Raw genomic sequence first — 15,500 nt, forward strand, 5'->3', positions numbered from 1 at the left:
GCCGGGGCGGGTGCGCCGGTCAGCGAGGCCCTTCAGGGGGCTTGCCGGGGGCGCCCCGGTCGGGATTGTGTGGCGGAAGGATTTCCGAGGTCCGCGCGCCGTGGGAGCCGAACCGATCGTCAGCGAGCCCGTGCTGGTCACGGTCGTGCCGGAGTTCGTGGTAGATGGCGAGCAACGCGTCGGCGGTGGCTCGCTGGAGGAGAGCGGAGCGGGCGGCATCCTTACGTTCGTTGTCGGCGGCCCGGAGGGCGTCCTCCGCCCAGCCGGCGTATTGCTCGGAAAGCTGGCGATGACGGCGGCGCTCATGTGGTGTCACCTGACCAGGGTGGCCGATCGGTAGCCGGCTGACCGCTCACCGATCCGGTGATGTCGGCTCACCGGTCCGATCGCGAGCCGTGTGGTGGTCGGCACGGCTCGTCACAGTGCCCCCCGCAGCGCCAGTTGCGTTTCGCCGTAGGAACGGGTGGCACAGCCGCGGCGGGCAGCAGGGGCAGAAGGCGAAGGTCGAGGACGGCCCCGAAGGGCCGGCACCGGGGCATCGGGAAACCGCGCCGGCGAGAGGGTCTGCGCGGCGAGTCCCCCGCGGGCGGGGCCTCTCGTCCAGCAACCGTAATGGCTGCGCAGGAGCACAGGGACCGTGGAGACTCGTGACGGAGGGGCGCTCTATACGTCCTGGTCGGGCGAATATCGTTCGCGTGACAACCTCTTCTCACGTTCCGGTGGTGTTGATCATCAGAATGCTGACGTTACGTAGCAAAACCGCAGGTGATCGCCGTTTCAATAGCAGAAACCACCCCCCTGTGTGACGAGGTATAGCCGGAACGAGTAGTGTTTCGGCGCATTCGCTCGTGGATGCGGTAGCGGAGGGCTCGCATTAGCCTATTCGGGCTAATATTGCGGCACCGCGCCGACATCTGGCCGGGCGGATGCGGCTGTTCGAGCACACAGCTAGTGCCGCCCCATCCGACGTTCCTGAACCCGCTGCTCCCCCAGGTGGGAAGGAGAGAAATGGCATCTAAGCTGCTCAGAGCCCGCTTCGGCGTCGCCTTAGCCGGTGCCGCCATGGCAATGGTGGCCACCGCGCTGCCGGCCTCGGCCGAGGCGACGGGCGAGGTTGACCACGGCGGTTCGATCAGGGGTCCCGAGGTGCTGCTCGAGGGTCGTGGCAAGGCACCGACCACCCTGATCAACCTCACGCTGTCCGACGGCACCAAGCTCAAGACCTACTGCGTCGAGCTGGACGTCAACGCCGTAGACCGCGCGCCCATGCGGGAAGCGCCCTGGGCGGACTACCCGGACAGCACGAAGGACTTCAAGTCCAAGCCCGACAAGGTGCTCTGGATCCTGAACCACTCCTACCCCTCCACGGGGCTGGAGAAGGTCGGCGAGGCCGCGGGGATCGAGCACCTGAGCGAGGGTGAGGCCATCGCCGGTACGCAGGCGGCGATCTGGCACTTCAGCAACGGCGCCAAGCTTTCCGAGAAGGAGAGCAACACCGATGTCAAGAAGCTCTACGGGTACCTGACCGGCGACAAGAACGTGGGCCAGAAGGAAGAGCCCACGCCCTCACTGCAGATCGAGCCGAAGACGGGCAAGGGCGTCGCCGGCGAGAAGATCGGTCCGTTCACCGTGAGGACCACCGCCACGGGCGACGTGGCCCTGCAGCTCAAGGGCCCGGACGGCGTGAAGGTCGTCGACGCGGACGGCAACCCGCTCGCGAAGGCCACCGACGGCACCAAGTTCTTCGTGCTGCCCCCGGAGAAGGCCGAGGCTGGCAAGGCCACTGTCGAGGTTGAGGCCGAGTCCGTCGTCCACACGGGTCGCCTCTTCGTCGGTAAGGGTACGCAGACCCTCATCACGGCCCAGAGCACGAAGCAGAAGAACTCCGACCAGGTCGAGGTCAGCTGGACGACGAAGCCCATCACGCCCACATCGTCGGCCACCACGACGACGCCACAGCCGACGACGAGCGTCCCGGCCCCCAGTGACAGCAACGTGCCAGGGCCCACAACCACGCAACCGGCTCCGGTTCCGGCGGCCAAGAACGACAACCTCGCGAACACCGGCGCCTCGGTGCTCGGTGCCATCGGCATCGGCATCGTTCTGGTCGGCGCTGGCGTCACCGCGCTAGTCCTACAGCGCCGCCGTCGCAGCAAGGCATGATGACGGTCTGAGCGCCCCCGACAGGGAAGGGGCCGTCCCGCGTCCGCGGGACGGCCCCTTCGTATTGCGTCGGTCCCGCGCATCAACCACGACGTCCGCGCTCGACTCCGTTACCGAAATGCGCATTGCTTCTTGTCAAGAGGTGTACCTCGATGGGAGTAGCGTGGCATTTGATGATTCTCCCCGCCTGGCGGTTGACCTCATGAGGTCGAAGCGGCCTCGGCTACGCCGAAGAAATGACCTTGGATCGGGCCGGGGTGTTGCACCGCTGTCGAATCTCTGTTCGAAATCAGGGTCGGGCAGATGCGTCGTTCCCAGTGGTTCCCGATGAGCTGATTACTAAAAGTTGTGATGTGTTAGCGGGATCGGGTTAAGTGCCCATGGTAATAGCTTGTGCTGGGTACCCTGCGTGTTGGTGTTGGAGCATCGAGGTGTTGGTGTTGGAGCATCGAGACGTGTCGGGAGGGGTCTCATGGGCGTCGCCGGGCGACGGCGGACTGCGGCCGGGCCTCTCCCGGAACACGGGGATCAGGTCCAGGTAGGAGTGCGGAAACTCGGCGAGCTGCAGGTGGTGGCTCGGCGACGAACAACGGGGCGATCGGGGTTGTGCCCGAGGTCGGCAGGCCCCGTCCCGGGTGGGGAGTGACCGTGCGGAACTTGCCTGATCGAGTTTCACTCGACTGGGGGATGCAGGCGGCCGCGACCAACGGTCGCCGGCCGGTCTTCGCAACGTGGCAGGCCGCCGGCGCGCCGCGACTGGAGTCGGCACGGCTCGTGCTCAACGGGGTCGCGCGGCTTCGCGCGTTCGGACGCGCGGTGGCTGCCGGGCCGCCCGCGGCCTACAGCATGTCCTACGAGCTCACCGTCGATGAGTCCGGCGCCACCCAACGCCTCGTGCTGGCCACGAGCAGCGCAGCCGGGGACCGCCAGCTCTCGCTCAGCCGTGCCGACGACTTCTGGCTCGTCGACCGGGGCAACGGCGCGGTCGAACGGATCGACGCCGCCGGTGCGCTCGACGTGGACGTGCAGGACAGCATCCTGTTCAACGCGCTCCCGATCCGCCGGCTGGGCCTACACCGGGAAGCGGCGGAGTTCGAGTTGCCGGTGGTATGGGTGTCCCTGCCGGAGTTGACGCTCGGGGTGGTGCGGCAGACCTACCGCACGGTCTCGGTCTCTGGGGCTGGGGCGGTGGTGAACTTCCGCTCGGATGCCTTCACCGCCGACATCACGGTTGATGCTGACGGCATCGTTGCCGACTACCCGGGCGTGGCCCATCGCGTCTGAGAATGTATGGGGTCGTCGCTGCGCCGGTGGGACGCGTTCGCTGGGTCGAAAACCGGGATGCGTGGCTGTCGGTGAGGGCGACGACGCTGGGTGCCGGGTGATGCCGCCGGAAGGGGCCACCGTCCGGGGCGGCTGTGCTGGTTGTGGGTGCGCCCAGCGCGGTGTCCAGAGAGGTTCACCGGACCGGCGCGAGTGCCGTCGTCAGGGGCTTGGGTGATGTCGACCCGGCGAAGGTAAGTGGTTACCACGCCAGGGGACGGCGCCTGCGGAGCGGGGCTGGGAGGACCGCTCTCGCGGGGTAACCCTGGCCGCTGAGCAGGGTCCCGGCTTGCGAGCGGTTGGAGTCGGATCAGAAGTTATGGTCGCCGACAGCGTGTGCGCCAGTTCCCGGCCCCAGCTCCGGAGCCCGGCCGATGGTCTCCACTCGGCGTCGGCAGCTGGTGGAGGGGCCGGCTTGGGGCGTGGTCGTCGGCACGAAGGGTTTGGCCCTCCCATCCGAGTGAGTCGGCAGCCCCGGGCCAACCCGCGCCCGCTGCCCGCCGATCTCGGCGCAGCCGGTGAGGACGCTGTTAGGCCGGCGTTGTCAACGGCCGAACATCGGATGTGACAGGACGAGCCTTGTGGGCAAGATGAGTGTCATGCCACGCGCACTGGTCCTGGACGCCGCCCGCACCCCGTTCGGCCGCTACCGGGGCGGGTTGTCCGGCATCCGGGTGGACGACCTGGCCACCCTGCCGATCGTCGAGCTACTGCGACGACACGAGGGTCGGCTCGACCCCGCCCGGATCGAGGACGTCATCTACGGCAACACCAACGGCGCCGGCGAGGAGAACCGCAACGTGGCCCGGATGGCCGCCCTGCTGGCCGGACTCCCCACCAGCGTCCCCGGGGTCACCGTGAACCGACTGTGCGCGGCCGGTGGCGAGGCCGTGGTTCAGGCGTTCCGCACGCTGGTGGTGGGCGACGCCGAGCTCGTCATCGCGGGCGGGGTGGAGGGGATGAGCCGAGCCCCGTTCGTGCTGCCCCGGCCGGAGCGGGTTTTGCCGGAACGCATGGAGATCGTGCCGACGGCGCTCGGCTGGCGGCTGGTGAACCCACGGATGCCCGAGGAGTGGGTGGTCCCGCTCGGCCGGGCCGCCGAGCAGGCGGCCCACGAGCTCGGCCTGACCCGCGAGGAGATGGACAACTACGCGCTGCGCTCCCACCGGCGGGCGGCCGCCGCCTGGGACGCCGGCGTGCACGACGGCTTCGCGTTCCCGGTACGCGTCGCGGACGGCGGGACCGTGCGCCGCGACGAGTCGATCCGGGCGGACACCAGCCCGGAGAAGCTGGCCAAGCTGAAACCGGCGTTCTCCCCCGACGGCACGGTCACCGCCGGCAACTCGTCTCCGCTCAACGATGGCGCGGTCGCGATCCTGGTCGGCACCGAGCAGGTGGCCGGCGACCTCGAGGTGGCGCCCCTGGGAGAGGTGCTGGGCGGCGCCGTGGCCGCGACCGACCCGGACCGGTTCACCCTCGCCCCGGTGCCGGCGGTGCGCCGGCTGCTGACCCGGCTGGGCCTCTCGGCCGGCGACGTCGACCTGTGGGAGATCAACGAGGCGTTCGCGGCGATGGTCCTCTCCGTTCTGCACCACCTCCCGGAGGTGGACCCCAACCGGGTCAATGTCCACGGTGGGGCGCTGGCGTACGGCCATCCGCTGGGGGCGTCGATGCCGCGGGTGGTCGTGGACCTGTGTCGGCACCTACGGTCCCGCGGTGGTGGCCTCGGCATCGCCACGGCGTGTGTCGGCGTCGGTCAGGGCATGGCCGTCGCCGTCCGGGTATGAACGTCACGACCGCGAACGCCTAGCCGCACCGCGCCCGAAAGCGACAGGCAGGCGTTGCTCAGACCCCGCTGGCGGACGACGGCGGCTGCGGCATCCGCACCATGGCGGTCCGGTCGGTCAGGTCGATGACCCGGCCACCAGCACGCCCCAGAGCCACCAGCCTGGCGAGGTTGGTGACGGGCACCTCGGTGACGCCTTCCTCGCGCGGGCCGGTCAACCGTTCCCAGGCCAGGCGAGCGGAGTGCCCGGCCTGGACGGTGGCGGCGACCGAACCGGTGGAGGCCAGCGCCCCGCGCGCCGCACCCAGCCGGCCCAACGCGTCGTCCACGGCGTCCAGCAACGCCTGCCGGTTCCCCTCGCACATGGCGCGGACCAGTTCCGGTCGTGACGCCATGACGCGGGTGCCGTCCCGGAACGAGCCCGCCCCCAGCGTCAACGCCAGCGGGCCGCCGTCGGCACCCACCGCCGCCAGCACCGCGGCCATCATGTGCGGCAGGTGGGACACGCGCGCCACCGCCGCGTCGTGCTCGGCCGCGGTGGCCGGCACCACCTGCCCGCCGCAGTCGAGTGCCAGCCGCGCAACCTCGCGCCACAGCGTTGGATCGGTGGCCGAGACCGCACCGTCCTCTTCGGACTCCTCCACGTCGGCGGTCACGACCCACGCCGCGTCCTGGAAGAGTTCGGCGTCGCTGGCTGCCCAGCCCGACGCGGAAAGACCGGCCATCGGGTGCCCACCGGCGTAGCGAGCGCGGGGCAACAGCCGGGAAACCGCATCCACAACCGGTCCCTTGACGCTCACCACGTCCGTCAGCCGGCATTCCGGCGCCAGCGCGGCGATCTCGCGCAGCACCGGTTCGACCGCCGGCAACGGCACGGCCAGCACCACCAACGCATCCGTCGATGCTGCCCGCCGCACCGCGTCGGCCACCGAAGGCTCGACCGAGAATCCCTCGGCGCGTGCCGCATCGGCGTCCAGCGCGGACTCGGTCGCGCCCCACACGGGATAACCGGCGGCGTCCGCCGCCCGCAGCACCGAGCCGCCGATCAACCCCAACCCGAGCACGCATACCGGCCGCACAGCACCCATCCTGCCGTCTCCGCCCGTGATCTCCAGCCGTGGGCCTGGTTTCACCGAAGTGCGTCGAGGGCGAAGGCGGCGTAGACGGCCACCCCGTGCACCATCGCCGCTTCGTCGAACACTACCCGGTTCGAGTGGTTGGGTGCGGCGGTATCCGGATCCTGCCGCGGCGGGCAGGCGCCAATGAACGCCAGCGCGCCCGGAACTTCCTGGAGCACGTACGAGAAATCCTCCGCACCCATGATCGGGTCCGACATCGGTGCCGCATGCTGCGCCCCGAGCACGTAGCCGGCGAGGTCGACCACGCCCGGGCCGATCACGTCGTCGTTGAGCGTGACCGGGTAGCCCAACGTGATGTTGATGTCGGCCGTGCAGCCGTGTGCCTCGGCCACGTTCTCGCAGACGCGGCGGACCGCTTCGTGCGCTTTTGTCCTGGTTTGCTCGGAAAGTGTGCGGATCGTGCCCTCGAGGAACGCCGTCTCCGGGATGACATTGCTGGTCGTGCCCGCGCTGATGTGCGCGATGGTCACCACCACCGGGTCGAACACGCTGATCCGCCTGGTCACCATCGTCTGCAGCGCCCCCACCGTCGCGGCGGCGGCCGGCACGGGGTCGAGCGCGTGGTGCGGTGCCGAGGCATGCCCGCCGCGGCCGCGAACCGTCACCCGCAGCACGTCCGAAGAAGCCAGCATCGGGCCCGGCCGGCACTGCACGAGCCCGGAGCGCAGTGTGGACGTGACGTGCAGAGCCAACGCCTTGGCCGGCTTCTCCCCGGTCACGTCCAGCAGGCCCTCGTCGAGCATGTACCGGGCGCCGTGGTGACCCTCCTCGCCGGGCTGGAACATGAACACGACCTGGCCGGCGAGCTGCTCGCGCCGCATGCACAACAGCCGCGCCGCGGACGCCAGCATCGCCACGTGCATGTCGTGACCGCAGGCGTGCATCGTGCCGGGCACCTCCGAGGCGAACTCCAGGCCGGTGTTCTCGGTGAGCGGCAGTGCGTCCATGTCGCCGCGCAACAACACGGTCGGCCCGGGGCGGGCGCCCTCCAGCACGGCCACGACCGAGCTGACCGACTGGCCCTGGCGTACCTGCAGCGGTAGGTCGGAGAGGTACCGCAGGACGGCCGCCTGGGTGGCCGGGAGACGGAGCCCCTGTTCGGGGCGGCGGTGTAGCTCGCGGCGTAGTGCCACGGTCCGTGGCTGCAGTGCCCGCGCCTCCGCCACCAGGCCCTCGAGCTGGGGGTCCACGCGATCGGTCGTGCCGGGCAACGGCGAAGTCATGCCGTCGATCCTCGCACTGTGACACCCCCGGCTAGCGATAGTGCTTCCGGGTCACGTTCCTGCGGCTTACGGTGGTGAGTATGGCGGTGGAGGACCCCGTCGGCGGCTTCGCCGTCGCGGTGGTGCGTGAGGACGGGCACTGGCGGTGCGAGCAGATGGATCCGGAGGTGCTCGCCAGCCTCGACGCGAGCATCACCGCGCTTCGTCGCATCCGATCGACCGGCGCGGTTTTCGGCCTGCTCAACGTGGACGACGAGTTCTTCGTTATCGCCCGCCCCTCGCCGGGCGGGATCGAGCTGTTCCTGTCCGACAGCAGCGCGGCCCTCGACTACGACATCGCCGCCGACGTCCTCGACCTGCTCCGGGTGGATCCGCCGGACGAGGATGAGGACGAGGTGTGGCCCGAGGGCGACCTGGCCATCCTGGCCGATCTCGGGCTGCCGGACGGCGAACTCGACGTGATCGTGGCCGAGCCCGACCTCTATCCCGACGAGCAACTGCGGATGATCGCGCAGCGGTGCGGGTTCGCCGACCAACTCGGCGCGCTGATGGCGAAGATGGGCGCGTGACCGGGCACCACTCCAGCACCGACACCGAGCTCGTCCGCGCCGCGATCGAGGCCGCCCGCCGCGCCCCCGCCACCGGCGACGTGCCGATCGGTGCGGTGGTCGTCGACCCGGACGGGCACGTGCTCGCCAGCGCCTGCAACGCCAGGGAAGCGCTCGCCGACCCCACCGCACACGCCGAGATCCTGGCCCTGCGGCGGGCCGCTGCCGTCCACGGCGACGGCTGGCGGCTCGACGGCTGCACCCTGGCGGTCACGGTCGAGCCGTGCACGATGTGCGCCGGTGCCCTGGTGCTCGCCCGGGTGGCCCGGGTCGTGTTCGGTGCCTGGGAGCCCCGCACCGGCGCGGTGGGGTCGCTGTGGGACGTGGTCCGCGACCGCCGGCTGAACCACCGCCCCGAGGTGGTCGGCGGGGTGCTCGCCGCGGAGTGCGCCACCCTGCTCGACGACTTTTTCGCCGATCACCGCCCCGAGTGACGCGCGCCACACCCTCATGAGGGCGTGGGCTCCGGAGACATCCCTGTCCCGGAACGAACGACAACCGAGAGGGGAGTTGGCATGGGCACCTTCGACAAGGCCAAGGACAAGCTGGAGCAGGCCGTCGGCCAGGCCAAGGAGAAGCTCGGCCAGGTGACCGGGAACGAGGAGCTGGAGAACGCGGGCAAGCGGGACCAGCTCACCGGCGAGGCCAAGGAGGCCGGGCACGACCTACGGGACAAGGCCGCCGGGGCCGTCCAGGACGTCAAGGACCGGCTCACCGACGACGAGCACTGATCCCGACTACTCCGTTCGGGCGTATGACTTTCGCCCTGCGGCCCCCACCCACCACTGCCACGATGGATCCGCTCCGGCACTGACGGCACGCGCCGCTTTCCACAGCGCCGCGCCCGGCCGGGCGGACCCGTCGGGCGACACGGGGTGAAGGGGGGAACCGAGTGGCCGGTGGGGGGCCGGTGACGGCGGACGTCGATGACGGCACCCTGGCCATCAGGGCCGCCGACGGTGATGTCGCCGCCTTCGAGATGCTGCTCCGCAGGTACTCCGACCGGGTGTTCGGGCTGGCCCTGCGCATGGTGGGCGACCGGGGCGAGGCGGAGGACATCGCCCAGGAGGTCTTCGTCACCGCCTGGCGTCGCATGGCCGAGCTCGCCGACCCCGGCGCGGTACGCACCTGGCTGTTCCGCATCGCCCACCGACAGTGTCTCGGTGTGCTGCGCAGGCGGCGGGACCGCCGCACCGACCCGGTGGAGGCGCTACCCGAGACCGCCGGCACCGCGGTCGGGGTTGGCACCGCTGCCGGTGACCCAGCCCGGCTCGCCGAGGCGGGGGCCGGTGTCGAGGCGCTGCGTCGCGCCCTGGCAGGGTTGCCCCCGTCCCAGCGGGCGGTGTGGCTGCTCGCCGAGGTCGACGGGTTGTCCTACGCCGAGATCGCCGCTGTCGTCGGCAGCAGCGAGCAGGCGGTGCGGGGCCGGCTCTCCCGGGCCAGGGCGAGGTTGGCGGAGGTGATGCGGGCGTGGCGCTGAACCGCGGCCGGCTCGCGCGACCCGGCCGGTTGCCCTGTGGCCGCAACGTGGACGCGTTGTGGGAGCAGGTCCGGTCCGGGGCCGCGCCGGACGAGCACGTCTCGTCCTGCCCGCACTGCCGGACCGCGCTGGAGGGCCTGCGCGCGTTGGACGCCGCGACCCGGGACCTGGCCCACGAGGAGGTCACCGCCCCGCCCGGCCTGCTGGAGCGGATCATGCGGGTGGTGCGCACGGAGGCCCGCCGTGGGGCCACCGTCCCGCTGGTGGTCGGGCCGGACCCGGCGCACGTCTCCACCGCCGCGGTGGCCGCGGTGGTGCGGTTCGCCGTGGACACCGCACCCGGTGGTCGGTTGCGGGCCCGGCGCTGCCGGGTTCAGCCGGCCGCCGGGACGGTCGATGTCCTGGACGTGACGGTCGAGGTGGTGGCGTTCGGCGAGACAGAACCCGACCTGGACGGGCTGCGTCGTCGCATCGGCTCGGTGCTCGCGGCGCACGTCGGGCTGCGGCTGCGGGAGCTGCGGCTGGATCTGGTGCGGGGGGAGAACCCGTGATGCCGGGGGGTGATGGTGCGGTGCGGGTCGCCGAGGGTGTGCTGGTGGAGCCCCGGGCGGTGGCCCGGGTCGCCGCCTCGGCAACCCGGGGGGTCGGCGGGGTGGTGAGCCTGGAGCCCACCCTGGTCGGCCTGGTTGCCGAGTTGGGCCGGCGGGTCGCCGACGCGGCCACCGGCCGCGAGGCTGCCGACCCGGTCGACGGGGTGCGGGTGGAGGTCTGCCCCGGCGGGCACTCGGTGGCGGTTCGGGTGGCGTTGTCCGTGGGGGGTCGTTGCGCCCGGGAGGTCGCCGCCGACGTGGCCGGGGCGACCCGGGACGCCCTGGAGCGGCAGCTGGGAGTGCGTGCGGACCGGGTCGAGGTGAGCGTGGTGGACGTGGCGTTGATCCCGCCGGAGGCGGCGCGGTGACCGGGCGAGACGAGGTGGACCCGGATCTGGTGCGGGCCGTGCTGGAACGGGTCGGCGGGCTGCACCCGGCCGTGGCCGAGGCCGCGCCGATCACCAAGCTGCCCGGCGTGGACGAGCCGTGGTTGTCGGTCACCTCGGAGCGGGTGGATGTCGATGTCGTGGTGCACAGCGACGCGCTGCCGGCCCTGCCCCGGCTGCTGGCGGCCCGGCGCGAGCTGGTGGATGCCCTGGGCATCGAGGTAGAGCTGCACGTGGTTGACGTGGTGGAGCGCAGCCCGGATGCGGACGCCCGGGGAGACGCGGACGAGCGGGCCGCCCCGGTGTGATCGTGTGGCGTTCACCCCACTTGCCGGTCGGGGAGGGGGTGACGGCCGGGGCGAGGACGCCCGTCAGTTACCCTGGTCGGCGGTAGCGTGTCCGAGCGGCCTAAGGAGCGCGCCTCGAAAGCGCGTGAGGGTTCACGCCCTCCGTGGGTTCAAATCCCACCGCTACCGCAGTGAAGAACGCCGGTTGCCTCTGATGGGGTGACCGGCGTTCTTGCTCTGTGGGCCGGGTCCGGCTCCCTGTCGTGTGGTGGCTCGGATGAGGTCGGCCAGCGCGGTGTCCAGAAAGGTTCACCGGGTCGGCGCGAGGGCTGTCGCCAGGGGCGCGTGGTTGCTGTCAACCCGGCGAAGGTAAGTGGTCACCGTACTGGTGGCTCGCTAAGAGGTGGCGGTTCTCCGCCACCGGCACCGGTACCTAGCCCGCGGACCGCAATCGCGGTTGTGCGCCGGCGCGGAGTAACGCCAGCGGGACTGTCGGTGTCGGCGTGACGTCGACACTGCTCAGCTCAGCGATCACGCAGGCTGCGTGCGTCCGTGTTTCCGCGCGCCGCGGGTCGGATCAGTTGATCTCGACTTGGGTCTGTGGCGTTGGTCAGGGGTGCCTGCGGAAGGTGCCGGTGGCGAGGTTCCGGGTCCCGGCAGGCGGTGACTCCTAGGCTGGATGCCTCGACGTCCCTGGCTGAGCAGGACAGATACGCAGATCTTGCGTTCCGTCGATTCGTCCGCCGTGGCGTCCTCCTGACGTCGCCGGCCCAGTGTTTCCCAGTCCCCGACGGCTGGCCGCCCCGGGTTCGACCGCCCGAACAACCTGCCCGGCGGTGGGGAACGCGCCTGAAGCGCCGTGAACCGATCTTGACTGTGTCACCTTGATCGCGAGCGATGGTGGACGCCCGGCTTACCCGCCGTGCTGTCCCGAATACGTCCCTCCTTCCACCAGCACAACCGAGGACGCGGTGCGTCGCGTGCGCTCTGTGAGGTAGCGGCAGTGGTTGTTGGAAGGCGGCACTCCCGGGACAGCGCGGGGAAAGTCCTGGACGAGCGGACCTGACCTACTCGGCCGTCCCACCGCACGTCTTCCATCCCGCCCACGGCTGGTGTTGCGCTATCCGGACACTTCCAGACACGTGCTGACAGGCTTTCTGCCAAGCAGGACCGTTGGGGGGATGACGCCGCGGGTGTGCGAGGCGCACGCTCGTCCGTGAAGAGTGGACTGTCTGCCTGGGACGGCGCCGGCCAGCCGGCGGTACGGACGGATCTGTGGCGCGGGCTGTTGCCGATTCGTCTTCCCTCGTTCACCCGTTCGGGGCACGATGCCTCGACCCGATCACGATCAGGGAGGACGAGGTGGGTCCGACCCCTCGCCGGTGGATCACCGGCACGAAGCTCGCCGCGGTCATCGTGCTGACCGCCAGCGTGCTCGTCGCGCCATCCGCTATCGCGACGACCAGCGTGGCCATCACCGCGCAGCACGGTTCCGGCACCGAGTCGACCGTCCGCATCCACGAGATCCAGGGCACGACTCGACTCTCCCCTTTGACCGGCCAGCAGGTGACCGATGTCCCGGGCATCGTCACGGCCGTGCGTGCGTTCGGTAGCGCGCGCGGCTTCTGGTTCCAAGATCCCAACCCGGATTCGGATCCGCGGACCAGCGAGGGCCTTTTCGTCTTCACCAGCAGGGAGACACCTGCTGTACAACCCGGCGATTCCGTCCTGGTGACGGGCACGGTCGCCGAGTTCCGCCCGGTGCGCAGCGGCGAGGACCCGGAGCTCTCGTCGAACCAGACGGTCACCGAGCTCACCGATGCCCGGTGGACGGTCGTCAGCTCCGGGAACGAGCTGCCGGCGGCCGCGGTGCTCGGCCCGGAAAGCGTTCCCGACGCGATGGCTCCGGACGCCGGTGGTGAGAACATCGAGCCGCTGACCCTGGAACCGCGCCGCCACGCGCTGGACTTCTGGGAGTCGCTCGAGGGCATGCGGGTGCGCGTGTTCGACGCGCGCGTCGTCGGTCGGACGGACCGTTTCAACGGGCTGTGGATCACCACGAAGCCGCAGCAGAACCCCACCCCCCGTGGCGGCACCGTCTACCTCTCCTACGACCGCCCCAACACGGGCCGGCTCAAGGTGGAGTCACTGATTCCGTTCGACCAGCATCCCTTCCCGAGGGCCGACGTGGGAGACGCGCTGCGCGGCACAACCGAGGGACCGCTGGACTACACGCGCTTCGGCGGCTACGTGTTGCGCGCGAGCGTTCTGGGCGAGCATGTGTCGGGCGGTCTGGCCCGGGAGCGGACCCGCGCCCAGTGCCCGTGGGAGCTGGCCGTGGCCACCTACAACGTGGAGAACCTTTCGGCCAGGGACGGTCAGGAGAAGTTCGACCGCCTTGCCGGTGGGGTGGTCGAGAACCTCGCCCGGCCGGACGTCGTGACGCTCGAGGAGATTCAGGACAACTCCGGCCCGGCCAGCGACGGCGTTGTTACCGCGGACAAGACACTCCAGCGGTTCGTCGACGCGATCGTGGCCAAGGGCGGCCCGCGCTACCAATGGCGTCAGATCGACCCGGTGGACAAGCAGGACGGCGGGCAGCCCGGCGGCAACATCCGGCAGGTCTTTCTGTTCAACCCGTCGCGGATATCCTTTGTGGACCGTCCCGGTGGTGATGCCACCACGCCGGTGCAGGTGCGGCGGGAGCACGCCCAGGCCGCGCTTTCGGTGTCGCCGGGCCGGATCGACCCGGAGAACTCGGCGTGGCAGGACAGCCGCAAGCCGCTCGTCGGCGAGTTCGTCTTCCTCGGCCGCAAGGTCTTCGTCGTGGCCAACCACTTCTCGTCCAAGGGCGGCGATCAGCCGATGCACGGCCGGTTCCAGCCGCCGGACCGGGTCACCGAGGTGCAGCGCGTGCAGCAGGCAAAGCTGGTCCGCGGCTTCGTCGACCAGCTCACCGAAACCGACCCGTGGGCGACCGTTCTGGTCGCCGGCGACCTCAACGACTACGTCTTCTCCCCAACACTTCACGAGCTGCTGAACGGCGGCGTGCTGCGCTCGCCGCTGGCGGAACTGCCCGGGGCCGAGCAGTACACCTTCGTCTTCGAGGGCAACTCACAGGTCCTGGACCATGTCCTGGTCAGCCGCAACGTGCGGCGCGCGGAGGTCGATGTCGTGCACCTCAACGCCGAGTTCCACGACCAGGCCAGTGACCACGACCCACAGGTGGTGCGGCTGTGGTCGGCGGCGGCCCGGAGCCGCCCCGTCGGCACCGCACCGGGCCTGGCCGGTTGACGGAGCAGGCCGTGCGGGTCCGCGCGCAGCTGATCCTCGCCGGATCGCTGATGCTGGCCGGGGTGGCGGTGGTCGCCTCCCCGGCCAGCGACGGTCCGTCGGTGCTGATGCTGCGGCGCGGTCATGGCCTGTCCACCGGGGAGTTGGTGGGCCTCGTTCCGCTCGCGATCGGGGTGGCGTGGGTGGCCATCCTCCTCGTCCGCTACCTGCCCGCCGTGCGACGCCAGATCGGCGACCGCGCGATGTACGGGTTGACGTCCATGGGTGGCTTCGGACTCGGGATCGCGCTCGTGTCGGGCTATCAGGGCGAACCGTGGTGGACGACCGGTCTCCTGCTCCTGGGTATCGCGTTGTTCGTGCTCGGCGGCGCGCTGGCCAGCAGCACCCCGGGCTGATCCGGCCAGGGTGTGAGGACTCTCCGATGGCGCGGCTCCTCCGCTACGGACACCGGGTTGGCGACATCGACGTCGGCGGGCCGGGAACCGTTAGTGCTCACCGGTCCCCGATGCGGCATACCCACGTGCCGTATCAGGTCTTGCCGGTGAGATTCCGATGACCGGGAGTAGGGACGGGTGCCCCCGACTGGGCTAGCCTCCCGGTCCATGAGTCGGGGACAGGCGGGCCAGGTACTGGGCTCCAACCTCCGGGCCCTGCGCGAACGGCGCGGGTTGTCGTTGTCCGAACTGGCGCGGCGCTCCGGTATCGCCAAGGGAACGTTGTCCCAGCTCGAGTCCGGCACGGGCAATCCCACCATCGAGACCGTGTTCAGTCTGTCGAACGCGCTGGACGTCCCCGTCTCCGACCTGCTCACCGAGCGGGTCGACCCCGGCATCGTGCTGGTCCGCTCCGCCGGCCTGGACGTGCTCAGCAGCAACGCGGTGGACCTGCGCATGCTCCGGCGGATGGACATCACCTCCACCGTGCTCGAGATCTACGACCAGCAGGTGCGGCCGGGTCAGGTGCAGCGCTCGACGGGGCACCCCGGCTTCGAGCACGTCGTGGTCGTCTCGGGGCGACTCCGGGTGGGACCGCCCGAGCAGCCGTTCGAACTCGGCCCCGGCGACTACCTCTGCTTCCCGGCCAACCAGCCGCACAACTACGAGGCGGTCTCCGGTCCGGTGGCCTCCGTGTTGTTGCTGCAGTACCCGGTCGACGCGCCGACCCCGCTGGCCGGCTGGCCGTGCGTCGACCGGAACGAGGATTGACGCCCACCCGCTCAGC

General features: G+C 70.6%; 16 protein-coding genes and 1 tRNA gene. 15 read left to right on the top strand and 2 right to left on the bottom strand.

The annotated features are described in order from the left end of the window. Window positions 1-100 precede the first annotated feature (100 nt). The 4 genes from IEY55_RS29215 to IEY55_RS29230 all read left to right on the top strand — a co-directional run bounded on the left by IEY55_RS29215 (window position 101) and on the right by IEY55_RS29230 (window position 5,273). Window positions 101-340 (top strand): hypothetical protein, encoded by a 240-nt coding sequence (locus IEY55_RS29215; protein WP_189061806.1) that lies wholly within the window; start codon window positions 101-103, stop codon window positions 338-340. Between the two features lie 668 nt (window positions 341-1,008). Beyond that, entirely contained in the window at window positions 1,009-2,163 is a 1,155-nt protein-coding gene (locus IEY55_RS29220; RefSeq protein WP_189061807.1) for a thioester domain-containing protein, read from the top strand. Between the two features lie 657 nt (window positions 2,164-2,820). Continuing rightward, entirely contained in the window at window positions 2,821-3,447 is a 627-nt protein-coding gene (locus tag IEY55_RS29225; RefSeq protein ID WP_189061808.1) for a putative glycolipid-binding domain-containing protein, read from the top strand. Window positions 3,448-4,085: 638 nt separating this feature from the next. After that, complete coding sequence (locus IEY55_RS29230) at window positions 4,086-5,273, top strand: thiolase family protein (RefSeq protein WP_189061809.1); 1,188 nt, start codon at window positions 4,086-4,088, stop codon at window positions 5,271-5,273. A gap of 58 nt (window positions 5,274-5,331) precedes the next feature. Here the strand turns inward: IEY55_RS29230 and IEY55_RS29235 are convergent, their stop codons facing one another. Both IEY55_RS29235 and IEY55_RS29240 read right to left on the bottom strand, forming a co-directional pair. Then, window positions 5,332-6,360 (bottom strand): prephenate dehydrogenase, encoded by a 1,029-nt coding sequence (locus IEY55_RS29235; protein ID WP_444543304.1) that lies wholly within the window; start codon window positions 6,358-6,360, stop codon window positions 5,332-5,334. Between the two features lie 41 nt (window positions 6,361-6,401). After that, complete coding sequence (locus tag IEY55_RS29240) at window positions 6,402-7,634, bottom strand: M20 metallopeptidase family protein (RefSeq protein ID WP_189061810.1); 1,233 nt, start codon at window positions 7,632-7,634, stop codon at window positions 6,402-6,404. Window positions 7,635-7,714: 80 nt separating this feature from the next. On the opposite strand from IEY55_RS29240, the gene IEY55_RS29245 reads away from it, so the two are divergent. The 11 genes from IEY55_RS29245 to IEY55_RS29295 all read left to right on the top strand — a co-directional run bounded on the left by IEY55_RS29245 (window position 7,715) and on the right by IEY55_RS29295 (window position 15,484). Next, on the top strand, window positions 7,715-8,203 hold the full coding sequence (locus IEY55_RS29245) for a tRNA adenosine deaminase-associated protein (protein ID WP_189061811.1): 489 nt from the start codon (window positions 7,715-7,717) through the stop codon (window positions 8,201-8,203). Continuing rightward, window positions 8,200-8,676: a nucleoside deaminase gene (locus IEY55_RS29250; RefSeq protein WP_229686874.1), complete on the top strand. Its 477-nt coding sequence runs from the start codon at window positions 8,200-8,202 to the stop codon at window positions 8,674-8,676. The genes IEY55_RS29245 and IEY55_RS29250 overlap by 4 nt, the downstream gene beginning before the upstream one ends. A gap of 81 nt (window positions 8,677-8,757) precedes the next feature. Then, window positions 8,758-8,973: a CsbD family protein gene (locus IEY55_RS29255; protein ID WP_189061813.1), complete on the top strand. Its 216-nt coding sequence runs from the start codon at window positions 8,758-8,760 to the stop codon at window positions 8,971-8,973. A gap of 179 nt (window positions 8,974-9,152) precedes the next feature. Then, window positions 9,153-9,722 (top strand): RNA polymerase sigma factor, encoded by a 570-nt coding sequence (locus IEY55_RS29260; RefSeq protein WP_189061814.1) that lies wholly within the window; start codon window positions 9,153-9,155, stop codon window positions 9,720-9,722. Beyond that, window positions 9,713-10,273: an anti-sigma factor family protein gene (locus tag IEY55_RS29265; protein WP_189061815.1), complete on the top strand. Its 561-nt coding sequence runs from the start codon at window positions 9,713-9,715 to the stop codon at window positions 10,271-10,273. The genes IEY55_RS29260 and IEY55_RS29265 overlap by 10 nt, the downstream gene beginning before the upstream one ends. Beyond that, on the top strand, window positions 10,273-10,680 hold the full coding sequence (locus IEY55_RS29270) for an Asp23/Gls24 family envelope stress response protein (RefSeq protein ID WP_189061816.1): 408 nt from the start codon (window positions 10,273-10,275) through the stop codon (window positions 10,678-10,680). Before IEY55_RS29265 ends, IEY55_RS29270 begins: the two co-directional genes overlap by 1 nt. Beyond that, entirely contained in the window at window positions 10,677-11,006 is a 330-nt protein-coding gene (locus IEY55_RS29275) for a hypothetical protein (RefSeq protein WP_189061817.1), read from the top strand. The genes IEY55_RS29270 and IEY55_RS29275 overlap by 4 nt, the downstream gene beginning before the upstream one ends. Window positions 11,007-11,087: 81 nt before the next feature. Then, a tRNA-Ser gene (locus tag IEY55_RS29280) sits at window positions 11,088-11,174 on the top strand. Window positions 11,175-12,347: 1,173 nt separating this feature from the next. Next, a complete protein-coding gene (locus IEY55_RS29285; protein ID WP_229686875.1) occupies window positions 12,348-14,279 on the top strand; it encodes a DUF8508 domain-containing protein in 1,932 nt (643 codons plus the stop codon). Between the two features lie 11 nt (window positions 14,280-14,290). Beyond that, window positions 14,291-14,674, top strand: coding sequence for a hypothetical protein (locus tag IEY55_RS29290; RefSeq protein WP_189061818.1), 384 nt, complete (start codon window positions 14,291-14,293; stop codon window positions 14,672-14,674). A 207-nt stretch (window positions 14,675-14,881) separates the two neighbouring features. Continuing rightward, window positions 14,882-15,484 carry a helix-turn-helix domain-containing protein gene (locus tag IEY55_RS29295; protein ID WP_189061819.1) on the top strand — a complete coding sequence of 201 codons (603 nt, stop codon included), beginning with the start codon at window positions 14,882-14,884 and terminating at the stop codon, window positions 15,482-15,484. Window positions 15,485-15,500: the final 16 nt, after the last annotated feature.

Origin of the sequence: Longimycelium tulufanense, from assembly GCF_014645795.1 — a bacterium.
GTDB classification, from domain to species: domain Bacteria; phylum Actinomycetota; class Actinomycetes; order Mycobacteriales; family Pseudonocardiaceae; genus Longimycelium; species Longimycelium tulufanense.

Coding starts and splice junctions, on each gene's coding strand:
- IEY55_RS29220 (WP_189061807.1), top strand. CDS start 1,009: ATGGCATCTAAGCTGCTCAGAGCCCGCTTCGGCGTCGCCTTAGCCGGT.
- IEY55_RS29230 (WP_189061809.1), top strand. CDS start 4,086: ATGCCACGCGCACTGGTCCTGGACGCCGCCCGCACCCCGTTCGGCCGC.
- IEY55_RS29235 (WP_444543304.1), bottom strand. CDS start 6,360: ATGGGTGCTGTGCGGCCGGTATGCGTGCTCGGGTTGGGGTTGATCGGC.
- IEY55_RS29240 (WP_189061810.1), bottom strand. CDS start 7,634: ATGACTTCGCCGTTGCCCGGCACGACCGATCGCGTGGACCCCCAGCTC.
- IEY55_RS29245 (WP_189061811.1), top strand. CDS start 7,715: ATGGCGGTGGAGGACCCCGTCGGCGGCTTCGCCGTCGCGGTGGTGCGT.
- IEY55_RS29255 (WP_189061813.1), top strand. CDS start 8,758: ATGGGCACCTTCGACAAGGCCAAGGACAAGCTGGAGCAGGCCGTCGGC.
- IEY55_RS29270 (WP_189061816.1), top strand. CDS start 10,273: ATGCCGGGGGGTGATGGTGCGGTGCGGGTCGCCGAGGGTGTGCTGGTG.
- IEY55_RS29295 (WP_189061819.1), top strand. CDS start 14,882: ATGAGTCGGGGACAGGCGGGCCAGGTACTGGGCTCCAACCTCCGGGCC.